This is a genomic window from Streptomyces sp. cg35 (assembly GCF_050410835.1).
Classification (GTDB): Bacteria; Actinomycetota; Actinomycetes; order Streptomycetales; family Streptomycetaceae; genus Streptomyces.
In genome coordinates, this window is sequence record NZ_CP191268.1 from 2115586 (window position 1) to 2131099 (window position 15514).

Consider the following 15514-nt stretch of genomic DNA (forward strand, 5'->3'; position numbering starts at 1 on the left):
CCCGGCACCCCGTGCCCGGGGCGCACTAGCGTGCGGTGCCGCACCAGGAGGCACCATGCGACTGCTCTCGTCATCCGGCGGCGCCCGCGTCAACGGCACCGCGCTCATCGTCACGGGGCTCGTGGCGACGTTCGCCGCCCTCGTCTTTCCGATCTGGTCGTACGCCGACCGCTCGGGCACCGGCCTGGACACGCTCAACGCCCAGACCGTGTCGACCAGATTCGGCCCGCTGTCGGCCACAGACCGGATCTTCGTCACGAAGGTGCGGCTGGCCGGGCTGTGGGAGATGCCGGCGGGCCAGCAGGCCGAGGAGCGGGCGCCCAGCAAGGCGGTCGAGACGGCGGGCGAGCACCTCGTCGAGGGGCACACGTTCCTGGACGCCCGGGTGCGCGAGGTCGCGGCGCAGCTGAATCTGGAGCTGCCGAACCAGCCCAACCCCCAGCAGCAGAGCTGGCTGCGCACGCTGACGGCGGCGAAGGGCGACGACTACGAGCGGAAGTTCGCCAACATCCTGCGCCGCGCGCACGGCCAGGTGTTCTCGCTGGTGGCCCAGGTCCGGGCCTCGACCCGCAACTCGCTCGTGCGGGAACTCGCGGACGACGCGAACACCACCGTCCTCGACCACATCACGGTCCTGGAGGCCACCGGTCTCGTCGACTTCGACTCGCTGGCCCGGGACGGGGCGACCGCGAGTCCGCCGCCCGCGACCCGCTCCCCCGCCCCGCCGGGGCCGACGGCGTCCCCGGACTCGGCGACACCGGTCACGCCGACGCCGTCGCTGACCCTGCCGCCGGCGGCGTCCCGTCCCCGGACGTGACCCGCGGGCGGCTCCGCTGCCATGACGGACAACAGGCGGAACGTCACATACCGGCAACGCTCTGTCCGCATACTGAACGGGCCATAGCGCCTACCCGAACACCTGTCGTAGAAACACGGCATGTTCTGGGTCCTGTTCCTCGTTCTGGCCTGCGGCGTCGCGGGGCTGTCCTGCGGGCGGCTGTGCCTCGCGGCCGTGCGCGCCGCCGACGGCGAGCGCGCCGCGGGCGACGCGCACCGGGGGCGCGAACTGTCGCTGTACGAGGCGGCGTTCCTGTCCGGCGGGCCCGCCCGGGTCGCCGACGTGACGCTCGTGTCGATGGCCCGCAGCCGTCGGCTGCTGCTCGCGCACACCGGGTGGGCGACGGTCGTCGACCCGGTGGGCGGGGACGACATGGAGCGTTCGGTGATCGGCGCGATCGGTCCGGCCGGGCAGTCGCTGACAGCGCCGCTGCGGGTGGCCACGGCCGCGGGCGACGCCGTACGCGCGCTGGCCGAGCGGCTGATCGCGGCCGGACTCGCGGTGCCGGACGCGGCCCGGTCGACGGTCGCGGAGGCGGTGCGCCAGGTGCAGTTGGCGGCCGTCGCGGTGGTGGGTCTGGGCGCGGTCGCCGTGCTGATGCCGGGCCGGCCGGGCGGGCCGGGGCTGCCGGTGGCGGTCTGGTTCGCCTTGCCGCTGCTGCTCACGCTGAGCTGTCTGGTCATCGCCCGCATAGAGATCCACCCGTACACGCGCTGGGCCTCGCCGACCGGGCAGCGGCTGCTCGCCGCCCTGCCCAAGGGCACCGGCAGCCTGCTCGCGGTCGCCGTGCGCGGGGTGCGCGCGGTGGACGACCCGGCGCTGCGGGCCGCCCTCGGCGACGGCCCGGAGCACCGCCGGGCCGTGACCTGAGAATCCCCCGGGTGGCGCATCGGGGTCATTGATCCGACACCGGCGACCAGGTGCTTTACTTCGCCAACCACCGCCCCAAGTATCCCTTTGATCCCGAGCCGCAAGGGTTCGAGAGCTCGACGAAAGGGATGCACCCAAGCGATGAGAGCAGCATCCGCCCTCTACGCCGCCGCGGGATCGCTGGTCCTGTCGGCGCTCGTGGCAGCGCCCGCGGGCAGCGCGAGCGCCACGCCCACGGGGCCCGACTCCCCGAAGACGCTGGGCACCGCCGTCGCCGCCGAGCGGGCCGCGGCCGCCGGAATCCGGTTCGGCACGTGCCCCGCCGCGGAGAACCTGCCCGAGCCGGTCACCTGCGGCACCGTGACCGTGCCCCTCGACTACGCGCACCCGCGGGGCCGGCAGATCACCCTCACCGTCAGCCGGATCAAGGCCACCGGGAAACAGGGCGGGCAGAAGGTCGCCCGGCAGGGCGCGTTCGTCTTCAACCCGGGCGGGCCCGGCGGGAACGGCATGTACTTCCCGCTGGCCGGCCTGATGCCCGAGTGGAAGCGCATCGGCGCCGCGTACGACCTCGTGGGCTACGCGCCGCGCGGTGTGGGCCGGTCGGCGCCGCTGTCCTGCCAGGACCCGAAGCACTTCGCGCAGGCCCCCACGCAGGCGCCGACGCACCCCTCGGCCTCGTACAAGAGGGAGCGCGTCGCGCAGGCGAAGGCGTACGCGCGCGGCTGCGCGAAGAACCCGGACCTCGCGCACTACACGACCCTGAACAACGCCCGCGACCTGGACGTGCTGCGGGCCGCGCTGGGCGAGCGGCGGCTGACGTACATGGGTGCCTCGTACGGCACGTACATCGGGGCCGTGTACGCGCAGCTGTTCCCCTCGCACGTGCGGCGGATGGTCTTCGACTCGGCGGTGAACCCGGACCCGGACCGGATCTGGTACGCCAACAACCTGGAGCAGTCGGCGGCGTTCGAGGGGCGCTGGGCCGACTTCCGGACGTGGGTCGCCAAGCACGACGCCACGTATCACCTGGGCAGGACGGCGGAGGAGGTGCTGACGTCGTACGAGCGGGTGCGCGCGGAGCTGGCGCACAAGCCGGCCGGCGGCAAGGTCGGCCCCGGGCAGCTGCAGTCCGCCTTTCTCCAGGCCGGGTACTACGACGACTACTGGCCGATGCGGGCCGTGGCGCTGTCGGAGTATCTGAAGGGCGACCCGAAGCCGCTGATCTCCCAGGCCGCGCCGAGCCCGGAGGCCGCCGCCGAGAACGAGAACGGCACCGCCGTGTACACGGCGGTCGAGTGCAACGACGCGGCCTGGCCGACGGACTTCCGCACCTGGGACCGCGACAACACGCGGCTCGCGCGCCACGCGCCGTTCGAGACGTGGGACAACGCGTGGATGAACCTGCCGTGCGCGTACTGGCCCGCGCCGCGGCAGCAGCCGGTCGACGTGCGGACACTGCCGGGCGAGCTGCCGCCCACGCTGATCCTGGCCGCGGAGCGGGACGCGGCGACGCCGTACGAGGGCGCGCGGGAGATGCACCGGCGGATCGCCGGATCGGTGCTCGTGACGGAGCGGGGCGCGGGGACGCACGGCATCGCCGGGGGCGCCAACTCGTGCGTGAACGGGCACCTGGACGCGTACGTGCTGGACGGTCAGGTGCCGCTGCGGCGGGCCGCGGCGTGTGCCGCGCACGCGGAACCGACGCCGCTCGGGGCCGGGTCGCGCGGGCTGTCCGACGAACCCCTCGGGGCCGGCTGACCCGAGGCAGGAGCGGAGCCCGGGATCTCCGCTCCTGCCTTGCGGGAAGGGCCTTGCCTAGAGCGCTCCGAGCCGTTCGAAGGGGAACGGGGACTGGACCAGCGGGCGGACCGCCAGTCGCGTCAGGGGGAGCGCGTTGTCGTCACCGGCCGTGCGGTTGGCGTGCAGGACGCCGCAGCCGGTGCAGGAGTGCACCAGGACCCATTCGCCGTCTTTGCGGACGGAGATGGCCAGTGGCTCCATGCGGGCCCCGCAGTCGGCCGCCCGGTCGCCCGGGGTGTCGTCGAGGTGACGGCTCCACAGACAGTTCGGGCAGTGATTGCGGTGGCCCGTGCCGACGGCGGTCATCGACACGTCGAGACCGCAGTTCAGGCAGCGGAAGGACTGGGCGCGCGCCTCGGTGCGCGCCCGCCTGGAGGTGTTGCGGGACATCGTGGAAACGACTCCTGAGCGATGCGGAAGGGACTGAGGTCTCTGCACTCCGCCTCGCATCCTGGGAGTTCACGCACAAGATGCGAGAACGGTCCCAAGGGCCGTGGGCATACAACACCACCTCTACGTCATCCGGCTCGGGCCTCTCGATGAAAGCCCGAGCCGGGACGTGGGAGCAACCGAATTGACGCGCCCTACGCGAGGCCCGCCACCAGTTCGGCGACCGACTTGCGGCGGCCCGTGTAGAACGGGACCTCCTCGCGCACGTGCTTGCGGGCCTCAGAGGCGCGCAGGTGACGCATCAGGTCGACGATGCGGTACAGCTCGTCGGCCTCGAAGGCCAGGATCCACTCGTAGTCGCCGAGCGAGAACGACGCGACCGTGTTGGCGCGCACGTCCGGGTAGCCACGGGCCATCTTGCCGTGGTCGGCGAGCATCTTGCGGCGCTCGTCGTCGGGCAGCAGATACCAGTCGTAGGAGCGCACGAACGGGTACACGGAGACGTAGTCGCGCGGCGTCTCGTCGGCCAGGAAGGCCGGGATGTGCGAGCGGTTGAACTCGGCGGGGCGGTGCAGCGCCATGTTCGACCACACCGGCTCCAGGGCGCGGCCCAGCTTGGTGCGGCGGAAGAGGTTGTACGCCTCCTGCAGCTGGTCGGCGGTCTCCGCGTGCCACCAGATCATGAGGTCGGCGTCGGCGCGCAGCCCGGACACGTCGTAGGTGCCGCGGACCGTCACGTCCTTCGCGCCGAGCTGGTCGAACAGCTCCTGGACCTCGTCCGCGTAACCCGCGCGGTCCTCCGGCAGCACGTCCTTCAGCCTGAAGACCGACCAGAGGGTGTAGCGGATGACCTCGTTCAGGTCCTTGGCCAGCTTGCCCTTGTTCGGGATCCGCTCGGCGGGGGCTGCGGTGGTAGGGGTGTCGTCGCTCATGCCCTCATTCTCCTGCTCCGCCGTGCATGCTCTGCACCGGGTTCGCCTTCAGCTCCTCACGGGTGCCGGTGTCGCCGCGCAGCTCGTCCACGGCCGCGTACGCGCTCGCGATGCACGCCGGGATGCCGACGCCGTCGTACGCGGCTCCGCACACGGCGAGGCCGGGGAGCTGGCCGATGTGCTCGCGGATCCGGGCCACCCGGTCCGTGTGGCCGACGGGGTACTGGGGCAGGCCGTCCTGCCAGCGGGTGACGTGGGCCGCGACCGGGCCCGCCGTCAGGCCGGTGGCCTCGCGCAGGTCGCCCCGCGCGATGTCGACGAGCTCGGCGTCGTCGCGGCCGAGGTCCTTCTCGTCGCCGTAGCGGCCGACCGAGGTGCGCACGACGAGGAGGTCCGGGTTCTCTGCGTCGATCCAGCCCCACTTGTGGGAGGCGAACGTGGCGGCCTTGATGGTGTGGCCGTCGACGGGCGGGACCAGGAAGCCGCTGCCCTCCGGGAGGCGGGCCTCGCTCCTGCGGTACGCCATCGTGATCAGGGCCATGGACGCGTACTCGATGCCGCGCAGCTCCTGGGAGGCCAGCGGGGAGGCGGTGCGCAGCAGGCTGGCCGCGGCCGGGGCGGGCAGGGCGATGACGACCTGGTCGGCGGTGAAGGTGCGGCCCTGTTCGGTGACCACGCGCCACAGGGGCTCGCGGTCGGCGGACGTCCCCGCGTCGTCCGCGGCGGCGCGTGCGGCCCCCCGCGCTCCCAGGGACGTCGCGCGTTCCCCGAGCAGGATCGTGCCGCCCCGCCGGGTCACGGCGTCGGCCACGGCGCCCGGCAGGGTGCCGATGCCGCCCTCGATGCCCATGAACACCGGGCCCGTCTGCTGGTTCTGCGCGGTGCGGGCCTGGAGGGCACGGACCGCCGCCGTCAGGGACCGGTGGCGGCGGGCCTCCTCGAACAGCTGGGGTACCGCGCTGCGCAGGGAGATGCGGTAGGCGTCGCCGGCGTAGACGCCGCCGAGGAGCGGTTCGACGAGCCGGTCGACGACCTCGCGGCCGAGGCGGGCCGCGACGTACTCGCCGACGGCGACGTCGTCACCGAGTTCGGTGGGGGGCAGGTCGGCGTCCCGCTCGATGCGGGCCAGGCCTTCCTCGGAGAGGACGCCGGCGAGCGCGTCGGCGCTGCCGGGGACGCCCATGACGTGGCCCTTGGGCATCGGGTGCAGGGTGTCGCGGGTCCAGATCGAGGCGGTCGCCGTGGACGGCGGCTGGAGGCGGTCCGCCAGGCCGGTCTCGCGGGCCAGGCCCACCGCCTCGGGGCGGCGCGCCAGCATCGACTCGGCGCCGAGGTCGACGCGGGCCCCGGCGATCTCGCCCGCGCGCAGCTTGCCGCCGAGCCGGTCGGACGCCTCCAGGACGGTCACCCGCACCGGGTCGTCCTCGTCGGAGGCGTCGAGCAATCGGTGCGCCGCCGCGAGGCCCGCGATGCCGCCACCGATGACGAGGACTTCGCGGCCCCGTCCCGTTCCCGTACCTGTGTCCGTTTCGCGCATGCCCCCACTCTGTCAGAACGCGGCCCCGTCGCCGACGAGTCCCGACCGTGACCGGTTCGGGACCGCCCGGCAACCACCGGACGGCCCACTCGCGCGTCGAAGGAGGCGTCCGATGACCGTCACGTCCCCCGGGGGTACGACGATGCACACGTCCGGAACGACCCGTACACGACCACGGCCCGCGGGTGCCCTGGCCGCGCTGCTGCTGACCGCGGCGCTCGCGCTCACGGGCTGCTCGGCCGCCAGCGGCGGCAGCAGCGATACCAAGAGCGACGCGGGCGGCGAGGCCGCCGCCCCGCAGGAGGCGGGCGGGGCCGCCGACAGCAGCCGGTCCGGCGGCAAGTCGTCGGGCACGAGAAAGCCCGCCCGGCTCGCCGGGGTCCACGTCATCCGGACCGCCACGGTGTCCGTCCGCGTCAAGGACGTGCCGGACGCGCTCGACAAGGCACGTACGGTCGCCGAGGAGGCGGGCGGTCTGGTCGGCAACGAGACGACGGACCGCGACGGGTACGGCCGCGAGCGGTCGCGCGTGACGCTGCGGGTGCCGCAGGAGGCGTACGAGGACGTGCTCGACCGGCTCTCGGGCGCGGGGCGCCTGGTGAAGCGGAACGTGACCGCGAAGGACGTCACCGATCAGGTCGTCGACGTGGACAGCCGCATCAAGTCGCAGCGGGCGAGCGTGGCGCGGGTGCGGGAACTGATGGACCGTGCCTCGAAGTTGAGCGATGTGGTGACGCTGGAAGGGGAGTTGAGCAGCCGGCAGTCGGAGCTGGAGGCGCTGCTCGCGCAGCAGGCGTCGCTGAAGGACCGGACGACGCTCGCGACGATCACGCTGAAGCTGTCCGAGGCGCCCGCGAAGGCGGCGGGCGGCGAGGACGACGATCCCGGCTTCCTCGACGCGCTGTCGGGCGGCTGGAGCGCCTTCGTGACGGTGCTGAAGTGGCTGGCGATGGCGGTCGCGGCCGTGCTGCCGTTCGCGGCGGTCGCGGCGCTGCTGGTGTTCCTGTGGCTGCGGTTCGTCCGTCCCCGGCTGCCGCGGCGCGCCGGGAGCCGGCCCGTGCACACGGCGCTCGGCCCGCTGCCCGCGCACCCGGAGCCGGGTCCCGACCAGCAGGACTGACCCGGGCGGCCCACGTAGCGTGGGGCGCATGAGCACTGAGAACTCTGCGCGTGAGCGGCTTGTGGTCATCGGCGGCGACGCGGCGGGCATGTCCGCCGCGTCGCAGGCGCGCCGGCTGCGCGGCCTCGACGCGTTGGAGATCGTGGCCTTCGAGCGGGGCGAGTTCACCTCGTTCTCCGCGTGCGGCATCCCGTACTGGGTGGGCGGCCAGGTCGCCGGGCGGGACGAGCTGATCGCCCGCTCGCCCGAGGAGCACCGGGAGCGCGGCATCGATCTGCGGACGGGCACCGAGGTCGTGCGGATCGACGTCGAGGGGCGACGGGTACGGGCGCGCGAGGTCGACGGCGGGGCCGAGTACTGGGTCGGGTACGACAAGCTCGTGATCGCGACGGGGGCGCGCCCGGTGCGCCCGGACCTGCCGGGGATGGACGCGGCCGGGGTGCACGGGGTGCAGACGCTCGGCGACGGGCAGGCGCTGCTCGACACCCTGCGGGCGACGAAGGGGCGCCGGGCCGTCGTGGTGGGCGCCGGGTACATCGGCGTGGAGATGGCCGAGGCGCTGATCCGGCGGGGGTACGAGGTGACCGTCGTCAACCGCGGGGCCGAGCCGATGTCGACGCTCGACCCGGACATGGGACGCCTTGTGCACGAGGCGATGACGGGCCTGGGCATCACCATGGTCGACGACGCCGAGGTGACGAAGATCCTCACCGGGGACGACGGACGGGTGCGGGCCGTGGCGACCGCGGACGCCGAGTTCCCCGCGGACGTGGTGGTGCTGGGGATCGGCGTACGGCCCGAGACGGCGCTGGCGAGGGACGCGGGACTGCCGCTGGGCGAGCACGGCGGGCTCCTCACCGACCTGGGGATGCGGGTGCGCGGCCATGAGGACATCTGGGCGGGCGGCGACTGTGTCGAGGTCCTCGATCTGGTGTCGGGGCGCGAGCGGCACATCGCGCTCGGCACGCACGCGAACAAGCACGGGCAGATCATCGGGTCGAACGTGGGCGGCGGGTACGCGACGTTCCCCGGTGTGGTGGGGACCGCGGTGAGCAAGGTGTGCGAGCTGGAGATCGCGCGCACGGGGCTGCGCGAGAAGGACGCGCGGCGCGCGGGGCTGCAGTTCGTGGCGGTGACCATCGAGTCGACGAGCAGGGCGGGTTACTACCCGGGGGCCGCGCCGATGACGGTGAAGATGCTCGCCGAGCGGCGCACCGGGAGGCTGCTCGGGGTGCAGATCGTGGGGCGCGAGGGCGCGGCGAAGCGGGTCGACGTGGCGGCGGTGGCGCTGACGGCCGGCATGACGGTGGAGCGGATGACGGCCCTCGATCTGGGGTACGCGCCGCCGTTCTCGCCGGTGTGGGACCCGGTGCTGGTGGCGGCGCGGAAGGCGGTGGCGGCGGTCCGGGCCGCGGGGTAGGCGGGCCGGGCACGGAGGACCCCGCATGCACAGAATGCTTGCATCCGCACAGGAGCCCCTCAACTGACCTTGTGTCACTGGCCGATTCGATTCTCTGCGTGGAACCGGTTTCCGCCGCACAGCACGACGACACGTGCACGTGGCATGCATACGCCTGAGCGGCCAACCCGCTCCGGAACTCTTCGCTCCGGCGAACCTCGACCCCCCTGGGCACCACCCGACGCACCGCCTGGCGGCTGCTCTCATTTTCCGCCACGTTCCACAGAATCCGCACACAGCTCCCGGGCTGGACGCACTATGTGACGCGTCAGAGCGGCGCGGACACGCACAGCTACATGCGGGCGCGCCGCTGGGGGGCGGGCGCACGACGGTGGGGAGCCGTCGCGCGCCCGACCATGAGGGGACCACCACCACATGAATCGCTCCGCACGAGCGGCGGCCCTCGGTGCCGGCGCTCTGCTCCTTGCGCTCGCGACGCCCGGCGGACCGGTGTCCGCGGCGGCCGACGAGCAACCCCGTGTCGACCTACGCATCCTGGTGGTGACGGACGGCGGTCCGGCCACCGCGGCGCTCTCCGCCGAACTCGCCAGCCAGGGAACGCCGTTCACCACGGTGGACCTCAGACGACCGGACCGCCCGGTGATCGACGCGGCGTTCCTCGCGGACACCGTCGACGGCCGGCCCCGCGCCAGGTACCAGGCGGTCGTCCTGCCCGACGACAACCCGTTCGGCACCGGCTCGGCGGAAGCGGCGGCGCTCGCCGACTTCGAGCGCACCTATGCGATTCCGCAGGTCGACGCCTATACGTACGCCAGACCCGAGGTCGGCCTGCAGGTACCGGAGTTCAGCGGGTCACTGGACGGGGCCGCCGGCCGGGTCACGGACGCGGGCAAGGCCGCGGCGTTCGGCTACTTGTCCGGCTCCGTACCCTTCGAGGACAACTCTCCTTCCGTGGACGAGAGTTACGGATTCCTCGCGCACCCGGCGCAGGACGCCGACTTCACGAGCTACGTGGACGCGGCGATCCCGGGAACGGATGAACGGGGCTCGCTGGTCGGCGAGTACAAGCACGACGGACGCCGTGAACTGGTGGTCACGTTCGTCTACAACCAGTACCAGAAGCAGTTCCGGCTGCTCGCCCGCGGCATCGTCGACTGGATGACCCAGGGCGTGCACCTGGGCGCGTCCCGCAACTACTTCGCGGTGCACGTGGACGACGTGTTCGCCGCCGACGACCGCTGGGACACCACCCTCGACTGCACACCGGGCGACGTCGACTGCCCGCCCGGACAGGGCACCCCGGACCCGATCCGGATGACGACCGCCGACGCCGCCTACGCGGCGCAGTGGTCACGCCTGCGCGGGTTCACCCTCGACATGGTCTACAACGGCGGTGGCAGCGAGCTGTACCGGCAGGAGAACGACGGCTCCGACGCCCTCGCCGACCGGCTGGTCACGGACCGGGCCGCGTACCGCTGGGTGAACCACACCTACGACCACCCGTTTCTGGGCTGCGTCCAGGACGTGAGCGTCGTCCCGTGGAAGTGCGCGACGGACGCCGGCGGCTCCACCCGGTACGTGTCCCGCACGGAGATCTCGCGGCAGATCTCCGACAACCGGGCGTGGGGACAGCGCAACGGACTCGACCTGGACACCACCGAGTTGGTCACCGGTGAGCACTCGGGTCTGAAGGTGCTGCCGCAGCAGCCGGACGACAACCCGAACCTGGCGGGCGCCCTGACGGACAACGGGGTGGCGTCCCTCGGCTCCGACGCCTCCCGCGACCCGGCGCAGCGGCTGGTCGGCCCCGCGCTCACGGTGCCGCGCCACCCGATGAACGTCTTCTACAACGCGGGCCGGGCGGCCGAGCAGGTCGACGAGTACAACTACATCTACACGAGCACGGCCGACGGCGGCAGCGGGATCTGCGAGGGCTCCACGACGACCACGTGCCTGGACGAGCCGCTGGACACGGCCACCGGCTACACGTCGTACATCGTGCCGCTGGAGGCCGCGACGGCCCTCGGGCACGTCCTGTCGAACGATCCGAGCCCGCACTTCATCCACCAGTCGAACCTGGCCGAGGACCGCATCGCCTACCCGGTCCTGGACCGGGTCCTGGACACGTATTCCGCGCTGTTCACGTCCTCCGCCCCGGTCGTGAACCTGCCGATGGCGCAGCTCGGCGCCGAGATGAAGGCCCGCGCCGACTGGCGCGCGGCGGTGCGCGACGGAGAGGTGACCGCGTACCGGATCGGTACGTCGGTGACGGTGCGGGCCCCCGGCGGGGTCACGGTCACGGCGACCGCGCCGAGCGGCACGGCACAGCAACTGAGCACGGGCACAAGGGAGTTCGGCTCTTCCTACGCGGGAAGAGCGTCGGGCTGGGTGTCACCGGGTCCGTCGCAGGACCGGGTGACGCTGAACCTGCCCGGCTGATCCCGCACCACCGCCCCCGCCCGTAGCGAACAGTCGCGGAGCTTCATCATGCCCGAGCCCCCGTCCTCTCCCGTCCCCTTACGTTCCCGCCCGCACGTCACCCTGCTGACGGAAGGCACCTATCCGCACAGTCACGGCGGCGTCAGCGTCTGGTGCGACCAGCTCGTGCGCGGCATGCCGGACTTCGACTTCGACGTCCTCGCGGTCACCGGCACCGGGCGCGAGTCGATCGCCTGGGACCTGCCGCCGCACGTGTCGGCGCCGACCGGCCTGCCGATGTGGGGCCCCGCGCCCGAGGGCCGCGCCCCGCGCGGCCGCGCCGGCCGCCGGCTCCTCACCGCCTACGAGGAGTTCCTCTCCCCCTTGCTGGACCCGGCCGCCGAGGACGTCTTCGGTCCGGCCCTCTACGAACTGGGCCGCTACGCCCGCGCGGGCTGGCTCTCCCCGGTGCTGCGCGGCGATCACGCGGTGCGGGTGCTCGCGTCGGTGTGGCGGCGGCCAGGTCTGGACGTGGCCGCCGCCCGGCCGAGCCTGCACGACGCGCTGACCGCGACGAGTCTGCTGGAGCACGCGCTGCGGCCGCTCGCGGCGCGGCCGCCCGAGCGCGGGGTGGCCCACGCGGTGAGCGGCGGCATCGCGGTGCTGCCGGGGCTGATGGCCCGTCATGAGCACGGTGTGCCGCTGTTGTTGACGGAGCACGGGGTGTATCTGCGCGAGCGCTACCTCGGCTACCGCACGGGCCCGTTCACCTGGCCGGTGAAGGCGGTGATGCTGGGCTTCTTCCGGCTGCTGGCCGAGGAGACGTACCGCAGGGCCGCCCTGATCACGCCGGGCAACCGGTACAACCGGCTGTGGGAGGAGCGCGGCGGCGCCGATCCGGAGCTGATCCGCACCGTCTACAACGGCGTGGACCCGGCGGCGTTCCCGCCGGCCGGGCCGGAGCCGGAGCGGCCCACGCTCAGCTGGGCCGGCCGGGTCGATCCGATCAAGGACCTGGAGACGCTGATCCGCGCCTTCTCCCTGGTCCGACAGAAGCTTCCCGAAGCGCAGTTGAGGCTGTTCGGGGGCACTCCGCGCGGCGGCGAGGCCTACCGCGCACGCTGCGAGGCGCTGGCGGTCTCCCTCGGGACCGGGGACGCGGTGCGGTTCGAGGGCCGGGTCGAGCACATCAAGGACGCGTACGCGGCAGGGAATGTCGTGATGCTGTCGAGCATCAGCGAGGGCTTCCCGTTCACTTTGATCGAGGCGATGTCGTGCGGCCGGGCCACGGTGTCCACGGACGTCGGCGGGGTGCGCGAGGCCGTCGGCCCGACGGGTCTCGTGGTGCCGCCGCGCTCCCCCGAGGCGATGGCGCGGGCCGCCCTCGACCTGCTGTCCGATCCCGGGCGGCGGGCGGCGATGGGCGAGGCGGCACGGCTGCGGGTGATCGAGCAGTTCACGCTGCGGCAGACCGTGGACGCGTTCCGCGCGATCTATCTGGAGCTCGGCGCCGACGGCACCCGGCACACCGCCGGGTCCGCCGGATCCACCGGGTCGGCCGAGTCCGGCGAGTGGGACGGGGTGGCCGGATGAGCGGCCCCCTCGCCCTCCCGCCGGGCGCCACCGCCGAGGACGACCTCGCGCTCCGGCTGGCCCGCCCGCCCCGGCGCGGCCCGTCCTGGGCACGGTCCGCGGAGGAGGCCGAACGCATCGGGCTGCGCCTGGTGACGTCCTCGGCCGTCCCCGCACCGGGGGAACCCGCCGACGACACATACGACACCGCCGACGCCGACGCCGCCGGTCGGGGCGTCGTGTCCGGGAGCAGGCCGAGGGCGGCCCGCGCCGCGCTGCGGCCCGCCCTCGCCGACGACCCCGTCGACACCCTGGCCGCCGAACTCGCCGACGACGTGGGTGCCGCCGTGCACCCGTACGAGGTCGCGGCGCTCCTGGAAGCGCAGGGGATGAGCGCGGACCGGGTGCGGGACACGTACGGACATGCCGATCTGTTCTCGCTGGCCGAGGACCTGTTCCGGCGGGTGCCCCGCGCCTTCCCGAAGCCCGTCGCGGCGGTGGCGGACCCCTGGCGGCCCGACCATGCGCGGTGCGCGCTGCGCGGACTGCTGTTCACGCTGCCCGGCGCCGCGTACCTGCTGGCCGCCGGGGCGTGGCGGGACACGGCCGGGCTGCGCGGCCTGATCGTCGCGGCCCTGGTGTCGTGGGGGTGGTCGCAGGCGTTGAGCCACCGCGCGTACATCTGCCTGGTCGCCGGGCTCCGGGAGGCGGGCCGCGCGCTGCTCGTGGGCGCGCCGCTGGGCGCGGCGGCGGCGTCCTGCGTCGGGCTCGCGGTCGCGGGTCCGGGCCCGGGGGCGGTGTTCGCCGCGGCGCAGTCCGCGTATCTCGCCGCGGCGGGGGTGCTGCTGGTGTTCGGGCGCGAGCGGCTGCTCGCCGTCGCGCTGACGCCGGTGACGGCGGGCGTCGCGGCGCTGTTCTGGTGGCAGCCGCCGGCGCCGGTCCGTATCGGGCTTCCGCTGCTGACCCTGCTGCTCGCGCTCGGCGCGGCCGCACTCACCCTGCGCACGGCGCTGTCCGCCGCTTCCGTGCCGAGGACGACGACACCCCTGGTGCGTTCGCTGCCGTACGGTCTGTTCGGCCTGGCCGCGGGGACGCTCACCACGCTCGCCGGGCGGCAGCACCCGTACGCCGTCGTCGTGCTGACCCTCAGCATGGGTCCGGCCGAGTGGCTGCTGCACCGCTACCGCGGGCTCGCCGTCGCCGCTCTGCGCGCCTCCACCACCTTCGAGGGCTTCCAGCTCCGCGCCGCCCGCGCCCTGCTCCTGTGCCTGGCGGCCTATCTGGTCCCGCTGGGTGCGGGCGCCCTCGCCGTGTCCGGCCCTCCGGCCGAACTCCTCGCGCTCGGGGCCCTGTTGTGGATCGCCCTGCTGCTCCAGGCGTTCGGCAACGCCTGGCTCCCGGCGGCGGTCACCCTGGCCACCGCGGCGGCCGCGACCGTGCTGCCGGGGACGCACTGCACCGCCACGACGGCCTGCCTCCTACTGGCCTTCGCCGTACGCCACCTGGGCAGCCCGACCGCCCACACCTGATCACTTCGCACTCCCGGGCCAGGCCCCCGCCCACCCCTGAACCACACCACCACCGGCCCATTTCCCGGGAGCACCCATGACATCGGCACCCCTTGTCGCCGTGACCGGAGCCGAGGGCTTCATCGGCTCGCACCTCACCGAGGCACTCGTCGCCACCGGCCACCGCGTCCGCGCGATGGCCCAGTACAACTCCTTCTCCAGCCACGGCTGGCTGGAGACCCTGCCGGCCGACATCCTCGCGGAGGTGGAGATCGTCCTCGGCGACGTCCGCGACCCCGGCTCCGTGCGCGGTCTGGTCCAGGGCGCCGAGACCGTCTACCACCTGGCGGCGCTGATCGCGATCCCGTACTCGTACCAGGCGCCGCACAGCTACGTCGACACGAACGTCACCGGCACCCTCAACGTCCTCGAAGCGGTGCGCCGGTCGTGCACGCCGCGCCTCGTCCACACCTCGACAAGCGAGACGTACGGCACCGCGCGAACGGTCCCGATCACCGAGGACCACCCCATCAACACCCAGTCCCCGTACGCCGCTTCGAAAGCGGGCGCCGACCGGCTCGCGGACAGCTACTTCGCGGCCTTCACGACCCCCGTGGTCACGCTGCGTCCTTTCAACACGTTCGGTCCGCGTCAGTCGATGCGGGCCGTGATCCCGACCGTCATCGGCCAAGTGGCCGCGGGCAGAAGGGAGATCACGATCGGCGATCTGCGTCCGACACGCGACTTCACCTACGTCGAGGACACCGCCCGCGCCTTCCTCGCGGTCGGTACGGCGCCGCTGGAGCAGGTGGCCGGCCTCACGTTCAACGCCGGTACGGGGGGCGAGATCTCGGTCGGCGACCTGGTCCGCCTCATCGGCAAGGTCATGGACGCCGACCTGGACGTCCGCGAGGACGAGCGCCGTGTCCGTCCGGCGAACTCCGAGGTGATGCGTCTGGTGGCCGACGCCTCCCGGCTGCACGCGGCGACCGGCTGGTCCCCGGCCCACGACCTGGAACAGGGCCTGGCGAAGACGGTCGCGTTCTTCCGCGACCCGGGCAACCTGGCCCGCTACAAGACGGACATCTACAACATCTAGGTCCTGT

Annotated in this window: 12 protein-coding genes; 9 read left to right on the forward strand and 3 right to left on the reverse strand. The window is 73.3% G+C overall.

The window, feature by feature from the left end:
* Positions 1 to 55: 55 nt before the first annotated feature.
* The 3 genes from ACQUQD_RS09780 (at position 56) to ACQUQD_RS09790 (ending at position 3469) form a co-directional block, all read left to right on the forward strand.
* On the forward strand, positions 56 to 817 hold the full coding sequence (locus tag ACQUQD_RS09780; RefSeq protein ID WP_428951648.1) for a DUF4142 domain-containing protein: 762 nt from the start codon (positions 56 to 58) through the stop codon (positions 815 to 817).
* A 120-nt stretch (positions 818 to 937) separates the two neighbouring features.
* Complete coding sequence (locus ACQUQD_RS09785; protein ID WP_428951649.1) at positions 938 to 1708, forward strand: TIGR04222 domain-containing membrane protein; 771 nt, start codon at positions 938 to 940, stop codon at positions 1706 to 1708.
* Positions 1709 to 1849: 141 nt separating this feature from the next.
* Complete coding sequence (locus ACQUQD_RS09790; RefSeq protein WP_428951650.1) at positions 1850 to 3469, forward strand: alpha/beta hydrolase; 1620 nt, start codon at positions 1850 to 1852, stop codon at positions 3467 to 3469.
* A gap of 57 nt (positions 3470 to 3526) precedes the next feature.
* Here ACQUQD_RS09790 and ACQUQD_RS09795 read toward each other — a convergent pair whose 3' ends face one another.
* The 3 genes from ACQUQD_RS09795 to hemG form a co-directional block, all read right to left on the reverse strand.
* Complete coding sequence (locus tag ACQUQD_RS09795; protein WP_428951651.1) at positions 3527 to 3901, reverse strand: RNHCP domain-containing protein; 375 nt, start codon at positions 3899 to 3901, stop codon at positions 3527 to 3529.
* Positions 3902 to 4095: 194 nt separating this feature from the next.
* Positions 4096 to 4833 (reverse strand): hydrogen peroxide-dependent heme synthase, encoded by a 738-nt coding sequence (gene hemQ, locus ACQUQD_RS09800; protein WP_428951652.1) that lies wholly within the window; start codon positions 4831 to 4833, stop codon positions 4096 to 4098.
* A gap of 4 nt (positions 4834 to 4837) precedes the next feature.
* On the reverse strand, positions 4838 to 6370 hold the full coding sequence (gene hemG / locus ACQUQD_RS09805; RefSeq protein WP_428951653.1) for a protoporphyrinogen oxidase: 1533 nt from the start codon (positions 6368 to 6370) through the stop codon (positions 4838 to 4840).
* A gap of 112 nt (positions 6371 to 6482) precedes the next feature.
* On the opposite strand from hemG, the gene ACQUQD_RS09810 reads away from it, so the two are divergent.
* The 6 genes from ACQUQD_RS09810 to ACQUQD_RS09835 all read left to right on the forward strand — a co-directional run bounded on the left by ACQUQD_RS09810 (position 6483) and on the right by ACQUQD_RS09835 (position 15507).
* Entirely contained in the window at positions 6483 to 7490 is a 1008-nt protein-coding gene (locus ACQUQD_RS09810) for a DUF4349 domain-containing protein (RefSeq protein WP_428951654.1), read from the forward strand.
* Between the two features lie 28 nt (positions 7491 to 7518).
* On the forward strand, positions 7519 to 8910 hold the full coding sequence (locus ACQUQD_RS09815; RefSeq protein WP_428951655.1) for an FAD-dependent oxidoreductase: 1392 nt from the start codon (positions 7519 to 7521) through the stop codon (positions 8908 to 8910).
* A 414-nt stretch (positions 8911 to 9324) separates the two neighbouring features.
* Positions 9325 to 11349 (forward strand): hypothetical protein, encoded by a 2025-nt coding sequence (locus ACQUQD_RS09820; protein ID WP_428951656.1) that lies wholly within the window; start codon positions 9325 to 9327, stop codon positions 11347 to 11349.
* A 48-nt stretch (positions 11350 to 11397) separates the two neighbouring features.
* Positions 11398 to 12921: a GT4 family glycosyltransferase PelF gene (gene pelF / locus ACQUQD_RS09825; protein ID WP_428951657.1), complete on the forward strand. Its 1524-nt coding sequence runs from the start codon at positions 11398 to 11400 to the stop codon at positions 12919 to 12921.
* Positions 12918 to 14429 carry a hypothetical protein gene (locus ACQUQD_RS09830; protein WP_428951658.1) on the forward strand — a complete coding sequence of 504 codons (1512 nt, stop codon included), beginning with the start codon at positions 12918 to 12920 and terminating at the stop codon, positions 14427 to 14429. Before pelF ends, ACQUQD_RS09830 begins: the two co-directional genes overlap by 4 nt.
* 76 nt (positions 14430 to 14505) lie before the next feature.
* Positions 14506 to 15507, forward strand: coding sequence for an SDR family NAD(P)-dependent oxidoreductase (locus tag ACQUQD_RS09835; protein WP_428951659.1), 1002 nt, complete (start codon positions 14506 to 14508; stop codon positions 15505 to 15507).
* Positions 15508 to 15514: the final 7 nt, after the last annotated feature.